A 22,571-nucleotide genomic window follows, 5' to 3' on the forward strand; every position below is an offset into this window, starting at 1 on the left:
TGAGTTAACACTATGAATATCAAAGTACAGGTAAACAAACAGACGGTAGTGCGTCTGGCGCTGGTCGGCATTATTCCACTGTTCCTTATTTTATTATTCCTGTGGGCTGGTGGATGGCTTACGCCTGAAAGGCTGACGTCGGATAAGCTTGTCACGGTATTACAACAGTCGGGTGGCGTTCATCAAGGCTATCGGCGGAATCATGCTAAAGGCATGTGCGTGCTGGGGAGTTTTATCTCAAACGGGAATGCCAGCACGCTATCGCGCGCCTTACTATTCAGCAAAGGCGAAACCGCGGTAACAGGACGTTTGGCTATTGCAGGAGGTAACCCGGCAGCTCCGGATTATACCGTGCCTGTCAGGAGCATGGCGCTGTCCTTTACACAGGCCAATGGTGAACAGTGGCGAACCGGGATGAACGCCATGCCATTTTTCCCCGTCAGTTCCGTCGAAAGTTTCTATGAACTTCAAACCGCGACGCTGCCGGACGCCAAAACCGGCAAGCCGAATCCGGAAAAAGTAAATGCTTTTGTCATGAGCCATCCGGAAATCAAGCCTTTTTTTGCCTGGGCAAAGCAATACATCCCCTCTTCAAGCTGGGCCAGCGATCGCTTTAACAGCCTGAATGCTTTTCGCCTGATCGATCAGGCGGGCAATGAACATCTGGTACGCTGGAGTATGGTGCCGCACACCAGGTTTGTCCCCATTAGCGATATCGATAAACAGAACAAAGATTTTCTGCAACAGGATCTTCAGCAACGTCTGGAACAGGGCACGCTGGAGTGGGATTTAGTTTTCACGCTGGCTCAGGCGGATGACAAAGGTAACGATTCCACCAAAGCCTGGCCCGCAGACCGGAAAACGATTAATGCCGGAACGTTAGTCTTAAACAAGGCCATCCCTCAACAGCAAGGCCCCTGTAATGACATTAACTACGATCCCTTGATCTTGCCTGATGGCATTGCCGCGTCTGATGACCCGATACTTAACGCACGCTCATCGGCTTATGCCAAATCTTACAATCTACGTACTCATGAACAGGCACAACAAGCAGGAGAGCATTTATGAAACAGGTTGCTTACTTTCATCCGGCTCTGCGCGTCCTTCACTGGCTGATGGCCGCTGCGATCCTCAGTATGTTATTTATCGGAGTGGCGATGGTCTCGACCGTATCCTCCTTGCACAGTCTGTTGGTGTCGATCCACAAGCCTCTGGGGGTGATGATATTGCTTCTGGTTATCGTTCGCTTGTGGGTGCGATTCACCACACCTACTCCCTCTTTGCCCGCCACCATCCCTGCCTGGCAGCGTGGCATTGCCCACCTTTCGCACTGGGTACTCTATCTGATGATGTTGGCCCAACCACTAATAGGTTGGGCCATGCTTTCAGCTGCAGGATATCCCGTCACCCTTGGCTACGGGATCGTCCTGCCCCCCATCATGGGAGTTAATAATGACTGGTATGCGGAACTACGGCCTCTTCACACCTGGGTGGCTCTGGCATTATTCGCGACAGTGATGCTTCACCTGGCGGCGGCGTTGCTACATGCTTTCGTGCTACGTGACGGCGTGTTCAACAGCATGACTGGCATCCGTAAACCATAAGCTCACGTTGCGGCCGTCCCGGGATCCGCAAGCAACACATCGGCAATATCCAGCATGACACGCAGGCGGTCCATATGCCGGAGGTCAGAGTGATAACCCACCCATATATTTTTGGATGGCGGTGGCTCTGGCATGCTGATGGGTTGCAAACCGGTGATGGCATCGCCAAGCGGCCGCGGCAGCACAGCAATCCCCATCCCCCGCTGGCACATCTGTGCCTGTACGGCCCGGCTGGTACTGGTAAACACACGCCGTGACTGAGGGAACCTGTCGAGCAGCCAGGCGACGTCAGAGAAATGGGATTGTGCCGTATTCATCAGAATAAGCCCCACTGCAGCCGGGTCGTGTTGCGCGATCCCGGCCATATCCGGCGTTCCATACAGCGCATAGGGAATGGTCATCAGGCGGCGCTGGACAATATCCGGTTCGGTAAAGGGCACGATGCGAAACGCGATGTCGGCATCACGGCGCGACAGATTAAGCAAGCGGTAACTCGCGATTATCTCCGGTACAATCGCGGGATGGCGGCGCGTCAACTCGCTCAGAACCGGCGCCAGAACGTAGTTAGCAAACCATTCAGCGCAAGATATCCGCAGTATCCCTTCGAGACGTTCGTGATTCCCTGCCAGGCGTCGCTCCATCGCCAGTGCGGAGTTTTCGACCGCCTCTGCCAGCTTCAACACTCTATCACCAGCATCCGTCAGCACCAGCCCTTCCTTTGTCCGGCGAAACAGTGCCTGCTGCGCCTCAGCCTCAAGCGCCTTTATCCGCCGACCCACCGTCGGATGGCTTACGCCAAGGCTACGGGCCGCCTCCCCGAAAGACCCCTTACGCATGACAGCAAGAAACACCCGGACGTCGCCCCATTCCATGCCATTGCCTCGCCGTTCAAAAATGAACATCGAATATACAAAATCGTCAGTTCTAAAACAACTTTGTCGATATCACTATAGCCTCCTCAACCATACCGCTCAGGACGGCAATTCGAGGAAGCTTAGATATGAACAAATTAAAAGACAAAGTGGCCATTGTAACCGGTGGATCCAGTGGGATCGGAGCAGGTATTGCCCGTCAGCTGGCGGCTGACGGCGCGAGGGTCATCGTCAACTACGCGTCAAACAGAAGCAGTGCAGATAAGGTTGTTGCAGATATTGAAGCTGCCGGTGGACGGGCCGTGGCGGTAGCGGCAGATGTCACCAACCCATCAGAGGTCGAGGCGCTGGTTAACTCAACCATTGGCAACTTCGGGCGCCTCGACATTGTAGTGAACAACGCCGGTATCTATCAGTTCGCCAGGATTGAAGATAGTACGGAAGCACTCTATCGCAGGCAGTTTGACATCAATGTTCTCGGCCCGCTGCTGTTGGTTGGCGCCGCCACCCCGCATCTGGGTAAGGGCAGCAGCATAATCAACATCAGTTCGTTCGTCACTCGCGTCGCTATCCCCGAGAGCGCCATCTACAGCGGCACCAAAGGCGCAATTGACGCCATCACCAGCGTACTCTCACGAGAACTCGGCCCACGAGGAATCCGCGTCAACGCGGTCAACCCAGGGCTTATCGAAACGGAAGGTAGCCATATTTCGGGCGCGATGAACTCGGATTTTCAGATATGGAATGAAAAGCAGACGCCGCTTGGACGCATCGGCCAGGTGCAGGATGTTGCTCCAATTGTCTCATTTCTTGCATCAGACGACGCGGGGTGGGTCACCGGCGAGGTGATTCTGGCCTCTGGCGGCATGCGCTGACCCCACCCTCACGACAGCCGTTTCTTACCGAGGACGGCGGCCATTCACTATGGAGTGTACAATGTCGACACCTACCATCATGCAAGCCGAGCCGCGTCGCTGGGCAATGTTTGTCATCCTGCTGGTCGGCGCGTTTTTGCCGCCGCTCGATTTTTTTATAGTCAATGTTGCGCTGCCTGCCATTCAGGGTGAGCTGGGTGCCTCATCCTCCGCTGAACAACTGGTCATTTCATCCTATGCTGCCGTGTACGCGGTCACATTAATTACCGGCGGCCGCCTGGGTGATATATATGGCCGTGGAAAGATGTTCTTTCTTGGGCTGGTCGGTTTTGCTGCCGCATCGCTGCTGTGCGGTTTAGCCTGGTCACCATGGGTACTGATTACCGGACGGGTGTTACAGGGAGCCACGGCCGCGATTATGGCACCCCAGGCGCTGGCTTCCGTACAGGCTATTTTCCCGGAGGCGGAAAAACCGCTAGCACTGAGCCTCTATGGCGCAGTATTTGGCCTGGCGTCGGTTATCGGGCAGGTGTTGGGCGGCATTCTCATTTCAGTGAACCTGTTTCACCTGGGATGGCGAGCTATTTTTCTCGTTAACCTGCCGGTGGCGCTGCTGGTCATTCTCTGTGGTCTGCCGCTGGTAAAAGAGACACGGGCGCAATCTGCTCAGAAACTCGACCCCGTCGGTATGCTGCTGGCAACCGTCATGCTGAGCACGCTGATTGTGCCACTGATTGAAGGCCGTGAGGCGGGATGGCCCTGGTGGACATGGCTGTCATTTTTGGCCTTCCCGTTACTGGTCTCATTGTTATGGCGTTATGAACGTCGCCTTAGCCAGCATGGCGGTTCTCCGCTGCTTGATCCGACGGTGTTACGTGCCCCAGGCCTGGGCCAGGGACTGGCGATCGTTTTGCTGTTTTATTCCATCGGCGCCTTTTTCCTGTTGTTTTCTGTCTATCTCCAGGACGCGCTACATTTAAACGCCCTGAACGCGGGCCTGATTTTTCTGCCTTTTGGCGTCGGCTTTCTTATCGGTCCGTTGCTGACCCCTTTCCTGAGACGTTTTGTCGGAAATTATCTGAGTGCAATAGGGATGGGATGCGAGACTTTCGGGCTAGCAGGCCTTGCAGGGTTGATTGCCAACACGATGACGGGCACGCCTCCGCCCATGCTGCCTCTCGCGCTACTGCTCTTTGTCACCGGTCTTGGCCAGGGACTGGCGATGCCTACGCTGGTGCGGATGGTAACAGGCCGCGTTGCGCCAGAGTTTTCAGGGATGATAGCCGGCGTGACCAGCTCAACGCTCCAGATCAGCACGGCGCTAAGCGTCGCCATTATCGGCGGCATTTTTTACAGCATGTTGGAAAACGGAAGAAGTGGCGCACACATCACGCATGCCTTTATCGTCGCCCTGCTAACGATGGCGGTATGTCTCGCCACGGGCGCCGGGCTAAGTATCCGGCTTATCAGGCGCTCCACCGGTTTATTTTCAACTGAGGCCCGTCTTGCTGGCAGCAAAAGCAACAGGCAGGTGGCTGATTGAATACGCGATGCTCAAACAGCCCCCCTGACCGCAGAGATAGTTTAAGCTTGTTTAACCGTATTTTTGGACATCACCGCTTCGAGCACGCTGTCATTTTTAAGTCATCCATTTGAGAAAAATCATGAAAAAGTCGATAGTTCCTGAAGAGTTTCAACATTATTTTAATGACTGGCACTTCTCCCCCATCATCGAGTCAGATGGCACAGTGTACCTTTCAGGTGTCACCGCCGCGCGTAAAGACAAACCGATTAGTCAACATCCTGAAGAACAATTCCATGATGCTTTTTATAAGCTGGGGGTTTATTTAGAAGCTGCCGGATTAACTTATGAAAACATACTTGAAATGACGACTTTTCATATTGATCTAAAAAAACATATAGACCTTTTTTCTAAAGTGAAAGATAGGTATATAAAAGCGCCATACCCGGCATGGACCGCCATCGGTGTATCAGAGTTCATTCCCGAAAATGCCCTTGTGGAAATGCGGATTGTGGCAAAAATGGAGGTTCAGTAACTCGATAATGGTGATGCATTTCTGATCAGCGCTCAGCGGGCTGGCCTGGCGCCAGCCCGCTCGGTTTACAGCACCTTGCTGAGGAAGGCGGCGGTGCGAGGGTTGGTCGGCGCGCTAAAGATCTGTCCCGGCTTGCCCTCTTCCTGAATCACGCCCTGGTCAATGAAGATCACCCGGTCGGCTACTTCGCGGGCAAAGCCCATTTCGTGGGTCACGATCACCATGGTCATCCCCTCGCTGGCGAGGTTTTTCATCACCTCCAGCACGTCGCCCACCAGCTCAGGATCCAGCGCCGAAGTGGGCTCATCGAACAGCATAATCGACGGCTTCATCGCCAGCGCGCGGGCGATGGCTACCCGCTGCTGCTGGCCGCCGGACAGGCTCGAGGGCCAGGCGTCGCGCTTATCGCTTAAGCCCACCTTCGCCAGCAAGGCGTCCGCCAGGTCGATCGCCTGCTGGCGCGGCATATTGCGCAGATTCATCGGCGCCATAATCAGGTTTTCCAGCACCGTCATGTGCGGGAACAGGTTAAAGCGCTGGAACACCATGCCGACGCTTTCGCGCATCTTGTTGAGGTCGGTGGTCCGGTCGTGGGCGGCAAAGCCGTTAACCACCACCTCGCCTTCGCTGACCGTCTCCAGGGCATTCATGCAGCGCAGGAAGGTACTTTTACCCGAGCCGGACGGGCCGATGATGCACACCACTTCCTGCGGTTTAATATCGCAGCTGATGCCGCGCAGCACGTGGCTGTCGCCGAAGCGCTTATGTAAGTTATTAATGTGAATCACTTTTGCCAAACCTCTTTTCCAGACGGTTAACCAGCTGCGCCAGCAGGAAGGTGATCACCCAATAGACCAGAGAGATAGTCAGGTAGGGTTCCCAGTAGGTGGCGTAGGCGCCGGAGACGGTGCGCGCGGCGTAGGCCAGATCGGCCAGGCCAATCGCCGAAGCCAGCGACGAGTCTTTGACAATGGCGATGGCGTTGTTGCCCAGCGGCGGCAGAATGCGGCGAAACGCCTGCGGCAGGATCACCTTGCGCATGGTTTTCCACCACGGCATGCCCAGCGCGCGGGAGGCCTCCATCTGCCCTTTGTCGATCGACTGGATGCCGGCGCGGAAAATCTCCGACACATAGGCTCCGGCGTTAAGGGTGATCGCCACGATGCAGGAGAGGAACGCCCCGTAGCTCGCGCGCAGCTCGCGGGCAAAGTCGGCGCTCATCAGGCCGCTGGTCACCAGCAGGCCGTCGCGCGGGTTGATAAACAGTGGCACCAGCGCAAAGTGCACCACCATGATCTGCACGAACAGCGGCGTACCGCGGAAGGCGCTGACGTAAAAACGCACCGGAAACTGCACCAGGTAGCGGAGAATATATTTCCACGGCCCGTGCTCGGCCTTCGCCATCCGCCCGAGACCGAGAGTTAACCCCCACAGCGTCCCGAGGATCACGCAGATAATGGTACATTTAATCGTCATCAGGGCGCCGTCCACAAACAGCGGGCCGTACTCCTCGATGATCTCCCAACGGAATCCCGTCATAGTCCTTCCCTAAAAAATACGGCTATCGCCTGGGCGATAGCCGTGGTCACTGAAAAAAGTGGATTATTGCGCTGGCAGCGTCGGCACGTTGTCGTCGAACCAGGTTTTATAGATTTTGGCGTAAGTCCCGTCAGCAACGATCTTTTGCAGCCCGGCGTTGATTTTGCCCAGCAGTTCGCTGTTGCCTTTCGCTACCGCAATACCGAAATACTGACGCTCAAATTTGGCATCCGGCACCAGTTTGAACTGCTTCTCCGGGTGCTGTTTGATGTAGTACTTCACCACCCCGACGTCGCCCACCGCGGCGCTGACACCGTCCTCAAACAGCTCCTGGAGCATCAGCGGGGTATTGTCGAAACGCTTGATCGCGGTGCTGTTTTTACCCAGCACCTCAGAAACCACGATATCGCCGGTGCTGGAGTTCACCACCCCGACCTTCTCGTTTTTCAGGGCCGCCAGCGAATCCACCTTCGAGTCCTGGGCGACGACGATAGACTGCTCGGCCGGGAAGTAAGGCGCGGAGAAATCGACCATCTGTTTGCGTTTATCGGTGATGGTGATCCCGGAGATGATGATGTCGCGGTCGCCGGTGTTCAGCGTGGCGAAGATGCCTTCCCATGGGGTATTGACCAGCTTGACGTCAAAGCCTTCGGCTTTGGCGATGGCTTTGATGATGTCGATGTCGAAACCTTCCAGCTGTTTCTGGCTATTTTCAAATTCAAACGGCCGGTAGGTGCCGCCGGAGCCGACGGTATAGGTTTCCGCAGCCGCCTGTCCGGCTGCCGTCAGCGCGGCCATCATGAAACACGCTTTGAGCAAATTCTTGACCATGATATTTCCTTTTTATGCATTTATTTTGCATAAAAATACACACACTGACTTTTATATGCAACCGGAAACCTTCCCGCTGGTGAATTATCGTATTAACTGCCGCGTTTACCGCCGGATTTACCAATAGCCCGGTGCAGGTCGTTGATTCGCTTCAGGGATTTCACCGTTTTTTGTGGCGTGGTGGAGGCCACCGACAGGACAATCATCTCCAGGCATACCAGCACCGTGCCGTGCAGCGGCATTCTGGTGCTGTCCCCGCCGCGCGGGACGTCAATCACTACCTGCGCCTCCTGGCTGAAGCGCGAGTCCACCGCCTGGGTCAGCAGGATGGTCGGGATACCCAGCCGCTTCGCCTCGCGCAGGGTGGTCATCCCTTCGCGATGGGGGGATTTTTGCCCCATCATGATCAGCACATCACCGCGCTGCAGGCCGATAAGCTGCTCGGCGAGGCTGAAGCCCGTGCGGTTCATCACATACGCCGGCAAGCCAATGCGGCTGAACAGCCGGGCGGTGTACTCGGCGAGGATCCCCGAGGCGCCGATGCCGAAGATCCCTACCTGTCGCGCGTCGCTGAGCAATGCCACCGCCTGAGCCACCGCCGCGCGGTTGTCGGCGCGCGACAGGACCTCGCAGACCCGCTGATGGCCTTCAAGCACAAAATCAATACTGGAGTTGACGTCGCTGGAGAGCGCCGTGACCGTCGAGCGCATCTTTTCCGCCGAGGTGACCGAGGTGCCGAACCAGCGCTCCATGGTCTGCTTAAGTTCGCGCAGCCCGGCGAAGCCAAGCGCCTGGATGGCGCGCACCACCGTGGCGTCGGAGGTCTGGGTCGCCGTGGCGATCTCCATCGCCGTATGCTCCAGCACCACCTCGCGGTTGTCGTTGATATAGCTGACCACGGCCCGCAGCCGGGGGGAAAGCTGGTGCGCCCGGGCGCGATAGCGTTCGCCGAACAGGTCGACTTTGCCCTTCTCTTTTTTTACCGCGCTTTTCATTTGGCCTCCGCCGGGATCGGCCGGCCGGCAATATGCGACTGCACCTGGGCCACCATCAGAGACAGCGCGGCGTAGGAGTTAGAGATCACCTCTTCCCGCGGCAGCAAAATATAGTGCCCGGTGCGGCAGGCACGCAAAAAGTCACACCAGCCGGGCATCACGCCTTCCATCGCCTGCAGCTCATCCTGCGGCTTACCGCCGGTATCCGACCGCCAGGTGGCGAAGACAAAATCGGCATCCAGCTCCGGCAGCTGTTCTGCGCTGACGTCAATTCGCTGGCCGTCGGGGATCCGCTCAATCAGCGGCGGAAAGCGGAACCCGGCATCGCGCAGCACCCGGCCCAGCGCATGATACGAATGATGCACGGTGACCTTGCCGTTGTTCGCCTGGATCACGGAGACGCTGTACTGCGGTGGGTTGACCATCGCTTTCAGCTGTTTGATTTGTTCCTGATAGCGGCGCTCAAGGATCGCCAGCCGCGGCCGGGTGCCGGTCAGCTGCGCCAGCTTGCGGTAAATCTCCGGGGCGCTACCCTGCAGATGGTCGATGCTCACCGTCGGGGCAATCTTCTCCAGCTGCTCTACCGACACGTGGCGGCTGGGCTCGGTGATAATCAGATCCGGCTTTGCGGCGGCTACCGCTTCCAGATCGATATCGGCGGTGCCAATAAAGCGGATATCGCTGTTGTCGAAATCGACACCGGTAAGCTGGGCGCTGGCGCGCAGATAGTGGCTGCCGTCCGGGCGCGTCCGGCCGTGGCTGGCGATCGGCGGCACCCCGAGCTCAATCAGCGGAATGGTAATATCGAGATCGTGCATCGAAACAATGCGTTGCGGATGCAGCGGCACGGTGACCGTGCGGCCTAAATCATCGGTGAAAGTTTGAGTTTGTGGGGCGGCGGCGCTGACGGCCCCCGTCAGCAACAGCAGCAATGAGACGAACCAACGCATAATACCTTCCTGGTTAAAGGGCATCACGGCGACGCCAGAGCAAGACAACAAAGAATGGGCAGCCCACCAGGGCAATAACAATCCCCGCCGGGATCTGCAGCGGCGCAAACGCCAGCCGGCCAAAGGTGTCGGTCACCAGCACCAGCAAGGCGCCAATCAGCGCGCTGCCGCACAGCAGCGATACCTGGCCGCCGCGCAGCACGAAACGCGCCATATGCGGCGCCATCAGGCCCACAAATCCAAGGCTGCCGACGCAGGAGACGCTGGCCGAGGTCAGCAGCACCGGCGCGAAAAAGCGCAGCACCGTCAGCTGCTGCAGACGTACGCCGAGGCCGATGGCGGTCCGGTCGCCCAGCAGCGCCACGTCCGCCGCCCGGGCGGTACAGAACAGGATGACAGCCCCGGGCAGCGCCCAGCAAAAGGCCACCACCAGCAGCGGCCAGGTGGCGGCCTGCAGGCTGCCCGCCAGCCAGATCATCGCCGTCTGCACGTCGCGAACGTCGGCGGTGGTCATAAAGATGCCGACCGCTGCCGCCAGAGTCCAGGAGACGCCGATGCCAATTAAAATAAAGCGCGGCCGCGAGCAGTCGCGCGCCAGCGTCAGGACCAGCAGGGCCACCGCCACGCCGCCGACCATCCCCGCCAGCGGCCGCCAGACCAGGCCTACCGCCGGGAAAAACAGCACCAGCGCCAGCACCACGATGCTGGCCCCCTCTTTGACGCCAATCAGCCCCGGGTCGGCCAGCCCGTTACGGGTGATGCTCTGCATCGCCGCGCCGGCCAGCCCCAGCATGGCCCCGCACAGCAGCGCCATCAGGATCCGCGGCAGGCGGATATCAAACAGAATAAAGCGCGGCTGCTCGCCCAACCGCTGCGGCGTCAGCAGCGTCGACGCGGGCAACGGATAGCTGCCGCGGCTGAGGCTGTACAGCCCGAGCGCCAGCAGCATCAGCATCATGATGGCGGCAACTTTTAGCGCCGCCGGGCGCAGCAGCAGCTGGCGGGAGGCGATAACCAGCGGCCGAAAACCGGCCCGGTGAACGGCGCGCTTCATTTAAAAAACCTCGCGGCGATAAAGATAAACAGCGGCGCCCCCACCAGGGCGGTCATCGCTCCGGTCGCCAGCTCCTGCGGTGCGACCAGCGTCCGGGCGGCGATGTCAGCCAGCACCAGCACCAGCGCCCCCACCGGCGCCGCCAGGGGCAGCGCCAGACGGATATCTTCCGTCACCAGACGGCGCACCACGTGCGGCACCACCAGCCCGACAAAGCCGATCGGCCCGGCCACCGCCACCGCCGCGCCGCACAGCAGCGCAATCGCCAGCAGGCCCAGCAGCCGCGTCTGGACGAGATTAACGCCAAGGCCCAGCGCCACCTTATCTCCCAGCGCCAGCACATTGAGCCGTGGGGCAATGAGCAGCGCGACGCCAAGGCCGCACAGCGCCGGGACCAGCGCCGTCTGCAGCATGCTCCAGTTCAGTCCGGCCAGGTCGCCGGCCAGCCAGGTGCGCATCGCCAGTAGCGTCTGTTCATCGAGAATCAATATCGCCGCCGTCACCGCCGACGCAAACGCTGACAGCGCTACCCCGCACAACGTGATGCGCAGCGGCGTCGCCCCGCCGCGCCCGGCAGAGGCCAGCGCCATCACGCCGCCGAACAGCAGCGCCGCGCCGCAGGCGGCGGTCAGCGGACGCGCGGCGGGGAAAGCGCCGAAAGACAGGCCCAGCGCAGAGGTCGCCACCACCGCCAGCGAGGCGCCGGCGTTAAGGCCGAGAATATGCGGCTCGCCAAGTGGGTTACGGATCACCGTCTGCAGCAGCAGCCCGGCGACGCCGAGCGCCGCGCCGGTCAGCAGCGCTGCCGCCAGCCGCACCAGGCGCAGATCGACGATAATCCGCTGGTCGAAATTGCGCGGATTGTACTCCAGCAGCGCCTGCAGCACCGTCTGCGGGGCGATCCAGCGGGCACCCAAACCAAGATGCACCAGCGAGGCGGCGATAAGCAGCAGCGTTAGCAGCAAGAGCGCCAGTCGGGGGCGGGCATGACGCCGCGCGGCGTACAGAACGGCGGCGCTCATGCGTCAACGGCCTGGCGGGCGCGAAACGGCATAAAGAACGGTTTGCCGGTTTGCGGGTTAATCGACATCTGCACGTCAACGTCAAACACGCGTTTAATCAGCTCAGGGCTACAGACGTCGTTGTCGCTAATCGTGCCGGCGATGCGCCCCTGTTTGAGGAACACCAGCAGATCGGCGTAGTTCACGGCAAAGTTGAGGTCATGGAGTACCGTCACCACCGTGCGGCCATGTTCGCGGGTGAGGGTCTGGAGCAGTTCGAGGATATCGACCTGATAGCGCAGATCGAGCCAGGTGGTCGGCTCATCGAGCAGAATGGTGGCCGTTTGCTGGGCCAGCGCCATGGCGATCCAGCAGCGCTGACGCTGGCCGCCGGAGAGGCTGTCCACCGGCAGATGGGCGAATTCGGCGGTACCGGTTAAGCGCAGCGCCTCCTCCACCGCCAGCTCATCGGCCTCAGACCACTGGCGCATCAGCCCCTGCCACGGGTAGCGCCCGCGCGAGACCAGCTCGAAAACCGTTAACCCTTCCGGGGTCAGCGGCGATTGCGGGAGGATGCCCAGTTGGCGCGAGACGGCCTTCGTCGGCATCTGGTGAATGGCTTGCCCGTCCAGACGCACGCAACCGCCGAGCGGTTTCAGCATTCTGGCGATGGTCGAGAGCAGCGTGGATTTGCCGGAGCCGTTCGCCCCGGCCAGCACCGTCATTTTGCCGGTAGGGATGGTCAGGTTGATGTCGTTAACGATCAGGGTCTGGCCGTATCCGGCCGACAGGGCATCCAGTACGATCCCCTGCTCTGCAGGTTTCACCCGCTGTGGCATAACTCGCTCCTGCGCCGCAGCGTTCCAGGTCATCGCTGGACATTCTGCAGTCAAACAAAAATAAATCTCATTCTCTTTTGATCATGACGGGGATAGATGTAGTAGTCAATACTCGCCACCGTCTTCAGTTTGTCACGATAACTACAGCGAGGTCGTGCTAAATAAAAACCAATAAAATCATCTAATATCAATAAAATAACAACAAAACCCCATATCAAGAAAACGTGATAACCCCGCCATTGACCATCGCCAATTTTTTATCTTACATAACGTTTACTACTACATCTCTTCATGATTGAATGATTCTCAATTACACATCTGAAGGCGCATTCAGACGCTAAACAGAGTGCTTTTATTATTCAGGGCAATGATTTTATTGGCTTAATCTGACCGCAAAGGCAGATTCGTTCACGAGAAACAGATAATGACTCAACCCCATGTCGCCTGCAGAGCGTTGCAAGGGCGCGCGCTTTTTTCGCTTCTTTTTTTAGCCTCACCGGGATTAATGGCCGCCGACAATAGCGCGGCGAAAAGTAACAACGACGCGGAAGAGACCATCACCGTGGTGGCCGACGGCGCGCAGCAGAGCGCCACCAGCGGCTATCAGCCACTCAGCTCCGCCACCGCGACGCTGACCTCGATGCCGCTGCTGGATATTCCGCAGGTGGTCAATACCGTCAGCGATCGGGTACTGGAAGATCAGCACGCCACCTCACTCGACGAGGCGCTATATAACGTCGCTAACGTGGTGCAGACCAACACCCTCGGCGGTACCCAGGACGCCTTTACCCGCCGCGGCTTCGGCGCCAACCGCGACGGCTCGATCATGACCAACGGTCTGCGCACCGTGCTGCCGCGCAGTTTTAACGCCGCCACCGAACGGGTGGAAGTCCTGAAGGGGCCAGCCTCGACGCTGTACGGTATCCTCGACCCCGGCGGGCTGATCAACGTCATCACCAAACGGCCGGAGCGGCAGTTCTCTGGTTCGGTTTCCGCGACGTCTACCAGCTTTGGCGGCGGTACCGGCAGCTTCGACGTCACCGGTCCCATCGAAGGTACAAATCTGGCGTACCGGTTGATTGGGGAATATCAGAATGAGGATTACTGGCGCAATTTTGGTAAAAACAAAAGCAGCTTTATCGCCCCTTCCCTGACCTGGTTTGGTGAACGGGCGACGGTGACCGCGTCCTATTCGCACCGCGACTACAGCGCGCCCTTTGACCGCGGCACTATTTTCGATCTGAATACCGGCCATGCGGTGAACGTCGATCGCAAAACCCGCTTCGATGAAGCGTTTAATATTACCGATGGCTATTCCGATCTCGCTCAGCTCAACGCCGAGTATCGCCTTAACGACGCCTGGACCGCGCGCTTCGACTACAGCTACAGCCAGGATAATTACAACGATAACCAGGCGCGGGTGATGGCCTATGATTCGGCGACCGGCAACCTCACCCGCCGGGTCGACGGTACCCACGGTTCAACGCAGAAGATGCACTCCACCCGCGCTGACCTGCAGGGCAACGTGGTGGTGGGCGGCTTTTATAACGAACTGCTGACCGGCGTCGCCTATGAGAATTACGATCTGCTGCGCACCGATATGCTGCGCTGCAAGAACGTGAAAGGCTTTAACATCTATCATCCGGTCTACGGCACCCTCGACACCTGTAATACCGTCTCCGCATCCGACAGCGATCAGCGTATCCAGCAGGAGAGCTATGCCGCTTACGTGCAGGACGCGCTGTACCTGACTGACAACTGGATCGCCGTCGCTGGCGTGCGCTACCAGTACTACACCCAGTACGCCGGTAAAGGCCGACCGTTTAACGTCAATACCGACAGCCGCGATGAGAAATGGACGCCGAAAGCCGGCCTGGTCTACAAAGTGACGCCGAACGTCTCCCTGTTCGCCAACGTCGCCCAGTCGTTTATGCCGCAGTCGTCGATCGCCAGCTATATCGGCGAGCTGCCGCCGGAAGAGTCCACCTCCTACGAAGTCGGCGCCAAATTCGACCTGTTAAACGGCATTACCGCCAATATCGCGCTGTTTGATATTCATAAGCGTAACGTGCTGTACACCGAGAGCATTGGCGATGAGACGGTGGCCAAAACAGCGGGCAAGGTGCGTTCCCAGGGCGTGGAAGTGGACCTGGCCGGGTCCATCACCGATAACCTCAGCGTGATCGCCAGCTACGGCTACACCGACGCCAAAGTGCTGGAAGATCCGGATTACGCCGGGAAACCGCTGCCAAACGTGCCGAAACATACCGGCTCGCTGTTCCTGACCTATGACATTCATAACGTCTATAACAGCAACACCCTGACCGTCGGCGGCGGCGGTCATGCGGTCAGCAAGCGCTCCGGCACCAACGGCGCGGATTATTATCTGCAGGGCTATGCGGTGGCGGATGTGTTTGCCGCCTATAAGATGAAGCTGCAGTATCCGGTGACGCTGCAGGTGAATGTGAAGAACCTGTTTGATAAGACCTATTACACTTCCTCGATCGGCACCAATAACCTCGGCAACCAGATTGGCGACCCGCGCGAGGTACAGTTCACGGTGAAGATGGATTTTTAAGCCGGACCATGGCGTCGCGCCGGATGTTCATTGCCGGGCGGCGCTGCGCTTGCACCGGCCTACAACAGCATTGGCCTCTGGCCCTTCCTGTCGAGTTCGTAGGCCCGGTAAGGCGCAGCCGCCACCGGGCAAAAATGTGGCGCCTGGTGCCGGATGTTCATTGCCGGGCGGCGCTGCGCTTGCACCGGCCTACGACAGCATTGGCCTCTGGCCCTTCCCCTTCCTGTCGAGTTTGTAGGCCCGGTAAGGCGCAGCCGCCACCGGGCAATGCGTTCAGCTTACCAGTCCTCCTCCTGGCCGAGGATGCGCAATATATCCTGACGATGCTGCAGCAGCTGCGGGTTATCGCGATGACGGGGAAAATCCAGCGGCAGCGCGAACTCGGCGATAATCCGCCCTGGACGCGGCGACATCACCAGCACCCGCTCGCACAGCAGCAGCGCCTCTTCGATATCGTGGGTCACCAGCAGGCTGGTATACCCCTGCTGCTGCCAGAGGGCGATCAGCTCCCGCTGCATGCTAATGCGGGTCAGTGAATCGAGTTTGCCCAACGGCTCGTCGAGCAGCAGCAGGCGCGGCTCGTTCAATAAGGCGCGCGCCAGCGCCGCACGCTGCGCCATCCCCCCGGACAGCTGCCGCGGCCACGCCTCGCTGAAGGCCTGCAGCCCGATGCGGTCAATCAGCGCGTCGGCCTTCTCCTCCAGCCCCTTTTTGCCCTGCGCCTGCGGGCCCAGCAGCACGTTCTGCCGTACCGTCAGCCATGGGTAGAGCGTCGGATCCTGAAACACAAGGATCCGCTCCGGCCCCGGGGCGCCGAGCGCCGCGCCGTCGATCTGCATCTGTCCATTCTGCGGCGCTTCCAGCCCCGCCAGCAGCCGCAGCAGGGTTGATTTACCGCAGCCGGAAGGGCCCAGCAGCGCCACGCTTTCCCCCGGCCGCAGCTGCAGACTGATATTCTCCAGCACCGGTACCGTCTGTTTGCCAAGCGTAAACGCATGATGAAGATGGCTGATGGAGACCGCCGCGCCGCGCGCTTTCGCCGGCGAATCTGGCGTCGCTGTTACCATTGCATTCCTCCTCGCTGCCAGCTCAGCAGCCGGTCACGCAGCATAAATAATCCGCTTATCAGGCCGGAGCATAACAACGCCATCACCAGCAGCGCGGCGTACATATTCGGATAGGCCGCCCAACCCTGGGCCCACTGGAGGTAAAAGCCGATCCCCGACTTCACCCCGACCATTTCGGCGACAATCAGCACCGAAAACGACGCGCCGAGCCCCATAAACAGGCCGACAAAGACGTTCGGTAGCGCGGCGGGGATCGCCACCCGCAGGATCAGGAAACGCTGGCTGGCGCCGAGGGTCCGCGCCACGTCGTACCACGCCTTATCAATGCCCATCACTCCGGACCAGGTCAGCACCGTGACCGGGAACCAGGTGCTCAGCGCGATCAAAAACACGCTGGCGCCGAAGCTCGAGGGAAAAATAAACAGGCACAGCGGCAGCAGCGCGGTGGACGGCACCGGCCCCAGCAGACGTAACACCGGATGAACCCAGTAGCCAATCCGTTGCGACCAGCCAATGGCCAGACCGGTGATGAACCCGCTGCTGGTGCCCAGCAGCACGCCGAGCCCCAGCAGCCCCAGCGAGTGCAGCAGGCTGTCGAGCAGGCGCGGCCAGTCGTCGTGCAGGACTTCGATCAGCGCCTGCGGCGGCGCGAAAAACGGCACCGGCAGCACGGCACTCTTGGCGGTCAGCCCTTCCCAGACAGCAAACAGCACCGGCAACAGCGCCAGCCACTTGCCGGCATGCAGCACACGCGCGCCGCGCGCTCGCCAGTAGCGATAGCTCAGCGCCAGCAGCAGTAATCCGCCGCCGAGGGTGAATTGCGCCAGCGCCCACCCTTCGCTAAACGGCCAGCGCCGCCCGGCATCGGGCCAGGCCAGGGTAAACAGACCGCCCAGCAGCCACAGCGCGGCGGCCAGCAGCCCTTCTCCCCACAGCGGCGCGCGGCCGGTGGAGCGCGCCAGAGCCTGCTCAGGCGAATACGTTGGCATAGATACTCTCCGCGAACTGATGGGGATCGGTACCCGGTTTGATCACCTGCACTCGCTGCAGGTCAACCGCGTACTGCGTCAGCTCTTTCACGAATGCTTCGCCCACCGCGTGATGGCCGTGGCCCTGCCCGTGCAGGATGCCGCTCACCTCCGCTTCACTGGTGTTCAGGGCATGGGCGAGGAAGGATTGCGCCACGCTTTCCGGATGCGCTGCGGCATAGCTGTGCGCCTCAAGGATCGCCTGAGTGAGCGCGGCGGCCGCCGGTTTATGGTCCCGCGCCAGGCTCCCGCTCACCCCCAGCACGCAGCAGCTGAGGTTGGCATAATCCCCGGTCATATTGCTGGCGATCAGCTGATACTTGCCGGTCTCCAGCAGACGATAGCTGAACGGCTCGCTGCCGCTGATGGCGGCGATTTCGCGCTTGTCCAGCGCCACGCTGAGCAGATCCGCCGGGTAGACTTTCCACTGCACGTCGCTGATCGGGTCGATACCGTGGCGCTTAAGCAGAATGGCGAAGAAGTTTTTATCGGGCCCGGCCATGTCGGTGACGCCGATGGTTTGTCCCTTCAGGCTCTCGAGGCCGCCGAACGGCGAGTCTTTGGCCGTCAGCAGATTCAGACAGCCGCCGTGAGTCCCGGCGGTGAGCTTGACGTCAAAGCCCTGCTCCAGCGCCTTCAGCCAGCGCAGCGCCATTCCCACCCCGGCGTCGGCCTTACCGGTGGCGATTGCCTCCAGCAGCACATCGGTGGAGTTGCCGAAGTTAACAAACTCAACGTCGAGGTTATATTTACTGAAAATCTTCTGCTGCTCGGCGACGGCGACCGGCGCGAGGCATACCGCGCTTTTATTGATCGCCAGCTTGATCTTGTAGGGCTGTGGCAGGCGCAGCGCCGGATGGGCATCGCCGCTGGCCATGTCCGCCATATCGTGAGCCCACAGCGGCAGAGAGACCCCGGCCAGCGCCAGGCCGCCGCTGAGCTGTAAAAAACGGCGGCGGGAAAAAGGGGTTCTGGTCATGGTGTCACCTCGGCGGCGGGCACGCTAAAGCTGGGGTCAAAGGTCGGCTTCACGTCCAGCCGGGTGCGGATCAGGCCGTTGGCGAGATAAAAGTCCGCCGTTGCCTGCTGCTGGGTCACGGTTTCCTCTGCCAGCGGCTGCCACTGCGACTGGCGGTTGGCAAATTGCGCGCGGGCGATCTCCGCCGGGAAACGGATGATCTCCCCCAGCGTTTTACCGTAGCTGTCGAGATTGGCGTAGGCCCAGCGCTCGGCGCCGGCCAGGCGCTGGAGATAATCCTGCAGCGCGGCGCGTTTTTGCGGATCGTTCAGCGCGGAATCCGTTGCCGCGAGGAAGGTATTCCCCGGCAGCAGCCCTTTGCCGCTCACCAGAATCTGCCCCTCATTGGTCTTCACCATTTGGGTGGTGTAGGGCTCCCAGGTCGCCCAGGCGTCCACCGAACCGTTAAGCAGCGCCACTTTGGCGTCCACCGGGCCGAGGAACACCCACTGCACCTCCTTCGGTGAAATCCCCGCCTGCTCCAGCGCTTTCAGCGCCACGAAATGACCAATCGATCCTTTACCGGTGGCGATGCGTTTGCCTTTTAAATCGGCGCCGCTTTTTAACGTGCTGCCGGGGGAAACCAGCACCGCGGTCCCCGCCGGGTTGCTTTTATCCACGGCAATGGCTTTCACCGGCGCACCGTTGGCCAGGGCAAAGAGCAACGGCGCATCGCCGATAATCCCCGCGTCCACAGCGCCCGCGTTGAGGGCTTCCGCCAGCGGCGCGGCGGCCGGGAACTCGGCCCACTTAATGTCGTAAGGGAGATTTTGCAGGGCGTTGGCCGCCTCCAGCTGCGAACGCATGCCGCCTTTTTGATCGGCGATACGCAGGGTGATCCGCTCCTGCGCTGTCGCGTAGCCGCCCAGCGCCAGCAGCATCAGCGCTGCCGCCACCCGGCCTGAAAATGATAGACGCATCGTGATTATCCTTGTGATTGAAAGACGAAGTTGCCGGCTGCCAGCCAGGCGCTGTCGCTCTGTGGGGTATGTACCCGTCCGCAGAGCACATTGCGGTAGTGGCGTTCCAGCGGGTTCTGTCGGCTCAGGCCATGATTGCCGGTCAGCTCGAGCGCAATATTCACCGCCTGAATGGCGTTGTCGGTGATGGTGACTTTCGCCAGATTGGCCTCGATGGCGGAAAAGCGCAGCGCGGCGGCCTGCTCCAGCAGGCTGCGGTTGACCAGCAGCAGCCCGGCGATCTGCCCGACTTTCTCCTGCACCCGTGGCAGACGAGAGAGGGGATACCCGAGACCGGCGGGTACCCGCCCCGCCAGCCACCTCACCAGCCAGTCGTGAGCGGCGTGGGCAATGCTGTCATAGATCGCCGCCAGCAGCGCCGTCTGCCGGTTGGCGAACAGGCGAAACGGTTCGGCCTCCGCGGCGGGTGGCGCATCGGCCGGCCAGACATCCACCGCGTGCTCTGCCGCCACCCGCACGTGGTTAAAAATAACTTCATGGCTGCCGGTGGCCCTCATCCCGGCGTGATCCCAGCTTTTCACCACGCTGATACCCGGGCTGTCGCCAGGCACCAGCCAGGTGCCCACCAGCGGCGGGTTATCATCGCTTCTGGCCCACACCGCCAGCCAGCGCAGCCCTTCAATGCCGGTGGTATAAATTTTATGGCCGCTGATGTCCCAGCCCTCCGCGCGACGGGTCGCCACGGTGTCCTGCAAGCCGCCCCGCGCCGGGGAGCCCAGCTCCGGCTCGACGCGCAGGCTGTTGATCAGGCCACCGTGTTCGACAGCATCGTGAAAAACCTGCTGGCGCAGCGGCGCGTGCCAGGCGTCGTTTTCCGCCAGCCGCAAATGGTGCAGATACTGCATGCAGACGATCAGCGCTGTCGCCGGCTCTCCCCAGGCGATGGCGGCGATGGCCTGCTGAAGCTGGGCCAGAGTGGCGCCCGCGCCGCCGCAGGATGGCGGCACGGCGAGACTTAACCAGCCTCCCGCGCGCAGAAGGTCGATATTACGCCGGGGAAACTCGCCGCTGGCATCAAGGCTGGCCGCCTGCTCCGCCATCTGCTGGCGGAGCGCCGTCAGCTGCCGGGCCCAGTCGTCGCGCTCAGGATGGATCACGATGCGCGCTCCGCCACCGCACGCCGCGCGGCTTTTTCCCGGGCGATCGGCAGCAGCGCCCGGCCATAGTCGGCCGCGTCGTTCAGCGGATCAAATCCGCGGATCAGGAAGTTACGCACGCCGAGGTCGTAGTAATCGAGCAGCGCATCCGCCACCTGCTCCGGGGTGCCCACCAGGGCGGTGGAGTTATGTCCGCCGCCCACCAGTTGGGCGATGCCGGTCCACAGACGTTTGTCCACCACCCTGCCCTGCGCTGCGGTGGCCCGCAGCCGCTGGGCGCCGATGCTGTCCGGTTTGGCTTTGAAACCCCCTCCGCGCTGCGCCGCCTGCTCGGTGGCGACGTGCAGGATATGCTCGGCTTTCTCCCAGGCTTCGGCTTCGCTGTCGGCGATAATCGGCCGGAACGAGACGCTGAAGCCAATATCACGCTGGTGTTTCGCCGCTTCGGCGCGCACACGCTGGATGGTCTCGCCGGTTTGCGCCAGCGACTCGCCCCACAGGGCGAAGACGTCGGCATGTTTGCCGGCGACGGCGATGGCCGCTTCCGACGAGCCGCCGAAGTAGATGGGAAGATGCGGTTTTTGCAGCGGGCGAATGGCGGACCAGGCCTGCTCGGCCTGATAGAAATCGTTGTGAATATCCACCGGCTGCTCGCTGGTCCACACCTGGCGCACGGTGTCGAGGAAGGCGTCGGTGCGGGCGTAGCGCTGGTCGTGGTCGAGATAATCGCCATCCCGGCGCTGCTCGGCATCGTTGCCGCCGCTGATGATATGCACCGCCAGCCGGCCCCCCAACAGGTGCTCAAGGGTGGCGAATTTGCGCGCGGCGAGGGTTGGCGAAACAAAACCGGGGCGATGAGCCAGCAGGTAATGGATTTTCTGCGTCGACAGCCCCGCCAGGGCCGTCACCAGAAAGCCGTCGGGTTGATCGGACCAGTGGCCGACCAGCAGACGATCAAACCCAGCGGCTTCATGGGTTTGCGCAAAGCGAACGATATAGTCGCGGTCAAAGATCGGCCCCACCGGGGCAATCGTTTCGGAAGAGAGGCGGTGGCCAATCATGCCGAGAAACTGAATGCTCATGAACAACTCCTTGCGTCAGGGTAATGGAGTGGCCGCGACAGCGGCGCTGGTCATTACCCTATACAGAGTGTGTTAATGAGCAAAATGCATTTTTATCATATCTTAATATGCTGAATTAGCATTAAACAAAAATGCATAGTGCTTTCAGTCGGATACTGTCAGCTGCTGTACCACTTTGCTGGCGAAAAAGGTCAGCGGCGGCTGCAGGTTTGCCAGATACTGGGCGTGGATCAGCCACAGTGAGACCGCAGGCTGAAAATCGCTGAGGTTGAGGACCGCGATCTCGTCCCGCCACGGGCTGCTGGCCAGCGCCGCCCGCGGCACCAGACCCAGCCCCTGTCCCTGCGCCACCAGCGCTATCTGCAGCTGCGCGCCCGCGCTCTCGACATTAAGCTTCAACCGCAATCCCTGACTCTGCAGCTCGCGAATGAGCCCGGCGCGCAGGCCACAGCCGTCGGGGTTAAGGATCCAGCCCTGTTCGGCGCACTCCCGCAGGGATGACGCGCGTAAATTCAAACGCCGGCCGACGATCGGCACCACCTCCAGGGGACACAGCAGCCGTCCGCTATAGCCCTCGGCGAAGCTTTGCTGGGCCGGCCCCATCGCCAGCATGCCGTCCAGCTCGCCGTTTTCCAGCCTACGCTGCAGCTGTCCGCTCCAGCCGCAGGTGATCTGCGGCGACAGTCCGGGAAACTGCTGGCTCAGCGCTGACAGCGCAGCCGGCAGGGCAATCTCGCTGAGACTCTGCGGCACGCCGAGACGCAGCGCGCCGCGCGGCTCGCCTTCCGGATCCAATAGGCTGTAGAGTTTTTTCGTCTCACGCTTAATGCTCAGACACTGCTCGTACACCCGATGTCCGGCGGCAGTCAGGGTCAGCGGGCGGGTCTGGCGCTCCAACAGCGTCACGTTCAGCTCCTGCTCCAGGCGTTGCAGGCGCCGGGTGATGGCCGACTGGGTGATCCCCAGATATTCCGCGGCCTGATTGAGGGACGAAAACTGCACCGTGGCCAGCAAAGCGTCGATATCGTCAATGCGCATAGGATCCTTATGTGAAATTTGCATATTAATATATGCGTAAATTGCATTTAAATAATATTAACGCCT

Annotated in this window: 20 protein-coding genes and 2 pseudogenes; 6 read left to right on the forward strand and 16 right to left on the reverse strand. The window is 60.3% G+C overall.

Annotation, left to right across the window (positions count from 1 at the left end; all coding sequences use genetic code 11):
• The first annotated feature begins 12 nt into the window (after positions 1 to 12).
• Positions 13 to 1,068, forward strand: coding sequence for a catalase family peroxidase (locus CWM61_RS02525; protein WP_100630644.1), 1,056 nt, complete (start codon positions 13 to 15; stop codon positions 1,066 to 1,068).
• Complete coding sequence (locus CWM61_RS02530; RefSeq protein ID WP_100630645.1) at positions 1,065 to 1,604, forward strand: cytochrome b; 540 nt, start codon at positions 1,065 to 1,067, stop codon at positions 1,602 to 1,604. The genes CWM61_RS02525 and CWM61_RS02530 overlap by 4 nt, the downstream gene beginning before the upstream one ends.
• A gap of 2 nt (positions 1,605 to 1,606) precedes the next feature.
• Here the strand turns inward: CWM61_RS02530 and CWM61_RS02535 are convergent, their stop codons facing one another.
• Positions 1,607 to 2,476 (reverse strand): LysR family transcriptional regulator, encoded by an 870-nt coding sequence (locus CWM61_RS02535; protein WP_008804510.1) that lies wholly within the window; start codon positions 2,474 to 2,476, stop codon positions 1,607 to 1,609.
• Between the two features lie 128 nt (positions 2,477 to 2,604).
• Here CWM61_RS02535 and CWM61_RS02540 point away from each other — a divergent pair, with 128 nt between their 5' ends.
• From CWM61_RS02540 to CWM61_RS02550, 3 genes are all read left to right on the forward strand, one after another.
• The gene (locus CWM61_RS02540; protein ID WP_100630646.1) at positions 2,605 to 3,351 is read left to right on the forward strand and encodes a glucose 1-dehydrogenase; all 747 of its coding nucleotides are present in this window, start codon (positions 2,605 to 2,607) and stop codon (positions 3,349 to 3,351) included.
• A 61-nt stretch (positions 3,352 to 3,412) separates the two neighbouring features.
• A complete protein-coding gene (locus tag CWM61_RS02545) occupies positions 3,413 to 4,894 on the forward strand; it encodes an MFS transporter (RefSeq protein ID WP_100630647.1) in 1,482 nt (493 codons plus the stop codon).
• A gap of 121 nt (positions 4,895 to 5,015) precedes the next feature.
• Complete coding sequence (locus CWM61_RS02550) at positions 5,016 to 5,408, forward strand: RidA family protein (protein ID WP_100630648.1); 393 nt, start codon at positions 5,016 to 5,018, stop codon at positions 5,406 to 5,408.
• A 65-nt stretch (positions 5,409 to 5,473) separates the two neighbouring features.
• On the opposite strand, the gene CWM61_RS02555 is transcribed toward CWM61_RS02550, so the two are convergent.
• The 8 genes and pseudogenes from CWM61_RS02555 to CWM61_RS02590 form a co-directional block, all read right to left on the reverse strand.
• On the reverse strand, positions 5,474 to 6,196 hold the full coding sequence (locus CWM61_RS02555; RefSeq protein WP_061156356.1) for an amino acid ABC transporter ATP-binding protein: 723 nt from the start codon (positions 6,194 to 6,196) through the stop codon (positions 5,474 to 5,476).
• Complete coding sequence (locus CWM61_RS02560; protein WP_004151161.1) at positions 6,183 to 6,947, reverse strand: amino acid ABC transporter permease; 765 nt, start codon at positions 6,945 to 6,947, stop codon at positions 6,183 to 6,185. The genes CWM61_RS02555 and CWM61_RS02560 overlap by 14 nt, the downstream gene beginning before the upstream one ends.
• A gap of 63 nt (positions 6,948 to 7,010) precedes the next feature.
• On the reverse strand, positions 7,011 to 7,778 hold the full coding sequence (locus tag CWM61_RS02565; RefSeq protein WP_004203029.1) for a basic amino acid ABC transporter substrate-binding protein: 768 nt from the start codon (positions 7,776 to 7,778) through the stop codon (positions 7,011 to 7,013).
• A gap of 92 nt (positions 7,779 to 7,870) precedes the next feature.
• Positions 7,871 to 8,804 (reverse strand): annotated as a pseudogene (locus CWM61_RS02570) (MurR/RpiR family transcriptional regulator).
• Positions 8,770 to 9,747 carry an ABC transporter substrate-binding protein gene (locus CWM61_RS02575; RefSeq protein ID WP_165785242.1) on the reverse strand — a complete coding sequence of 326 codons (978 nt, stop codon included), beginning with the start codon at positions 9,745 to 9,747 and terminating at the stop codon, positions 8,770 to 8,772. Before CWM61_RS02575 ends, CWM61_RS02570 begins: the two are co-directional and overlap by 35 nt.
• A complete protein-coding gene (locus CWM61_RS02580) occupies positions 9,737 to 10,777 on the reverse strand; it encodes a FecCD family ABC transporter permease (RefSeq protein WP_074385583.1) in 1,041 nt (346 codons plus the stop codon). The genes CWM61_RS02575 and CWM61_RS02580 overlap by 11 nt, the downstream gene beginning before the upstream one ends.
• Positions 10,774 to 11,799 carry a FecCD family ABC transporter permease gene (locus CWM61_RS02585; RefSeq protein WP_100630649.1) on the reverse strand — a complete coding sequence of 342 codons (1,026 nt, stop codon included), beginning with the start codon at positions 11,797 to 11,799 and terminating at the stop codon, positions 10,774 to 10,776. The genes CWM61_RS02580 and CWM61_RS02585 overlap by 4 nt, the downstream gene beginning before the upstream one ends.
• Positions 11,796 to 12,617, reverse strand: coding sequence for an ABC transporter ATP-binding protein (locus CWM61_RS02590; RefSeq protein WP_061154275.1), 822 nt, complete (start codon positions 12,615 to 12,617; stop codon positions 11,796 to 11,798). The genes CWM61_RS02585 and CWM61_RS02590 overlap by 4 nt, the downstream gene beginning before the upstream one ends.
• 505 nt (positions 12,618 to 13,122) lie before the next feature.
• On the opposite strand from CWM61_RS02590, the gene CWM61_RS02595 reads away from it, so the two are divergent.
• A complete protein-coding gene (locus CWM61_RS02595) occupies positions 13,123 to 15,195 on the forward strand; it encodes a TonB-dependent siderophore receptor (RefSeq protein ID WP_072122350.1) in 2,073 nt (690 codons plus the stop codon).
• 278 nt (positions 15,196 to 15,473) lie between these two features.
• Here CWM61_RS02595 and CWM61_RS02600 read toward each other — a convergent pair whose 3' ends face one another.
• The 7 genes and pseudogenes from CWM61_RS02600 to CWM61_RS02630 form a co-directional block, all read right to left on the reverse strand.
• Positions 15,474 to 16,262: an ABC transporter ATP-binding protein gene (locus CWM61_RS02600; RefSeq protein ID WP_074385581.1), complete on the reverse strand. Its 789-nt coding sequence runs from the start codon at positions 16,260 to 16,262 to the stop codon at positions 15,474 to 15,476.
• Positions 16,256 to 17,251, reverse strand: coding sequence for an ABC transporter permease (locus CWM61_RS02605; protein WP_061154271.1), 996 nt, complete (start codon positions 17,249 to 17,251; stop codon positions 16,256 to 16,258). Before CWM61_RS02605 ends, CWM61_RS02600 begins: the two co-directional genes overlap by 7 nt.
• Positions 17,232 to 18,269, reverse strand: coding sequence for an ABC transporter substrate-binding protein (locus CWM61_RS02610; protein WP_100630650.1), 1,038 nt, complete (start codon positions 18,267 to 18,269; stop codon positions 17,232 to 17,234). The genes CWM61_RS02605 and CWM61_RS02610 overlap by 20 nt, the downstream gene beginning before the upstream one ends.
• Positions 18,266 to 19,228, reverse strand: coding sequence for an ABC transporter substrate-binding protein (locus CWM61_RS02615; protein WP_008804495.1), 963 nt, complete (start codon positions 19,226 to 19,228; stop codon positions 18,266 to 18,268). The genes CWM61_RS02610 and CWM61_RS02615 overlap by 4 nt, the downstream gene beginning before the upstream one ends.
• Before the next feature lie 5 nt (positions 19,229 to 19,233).
• A complete protein-coding gene (locus tag CWM61_RS02620; RefSeq protein ID WP_165785232.1) occupies positions 19,234 to 20,385 on the reverse strand; it encodes an acyl-CoA dehydrogenase family protein in 1,152 nt (383 codons plus the stop codon).
• Positions 20,372 to 21,467 (reverse strand): annotated as a pseudogene (locus tag CWM61_RS02625) (LLM class flavin-dependent oxidoreductase). The gene CWM61_RS02620 and the pseudogene CWM61_RS02625 overlap by 14 nt, the downstream one beginning before the upstream one ends.
• Positions 21,468 to 21,611: 144 nt before the next feature.
• On the reverse strand, positions 21,612 to 22,505 hold the full coding sequence (locus tag CWM61_RS02630) for a LysR family transcriptional regulator (RefSeq protein WP_100630651.1): 894 nt from the start codon (positions 22,503 to 22,505) through the stop codon (positions 21,612 to 21,614).
• Between the last annotated feature and the right edge of the window lie 66 nt (positions 22,506 to 22,571).

Origin of the sequence: Klebsiella sp. K-Nf6, assembly GCF_002806655.1 — a bacterium.
In the GTDB taxonomy this organism is placed as follows: domain Bacteria; phylum Pseudomonadota; class Gammaproteobacteria; order Enterobacterales; family Enterobacteriaceae; genus Klebsiella; species Klebsiella variicola.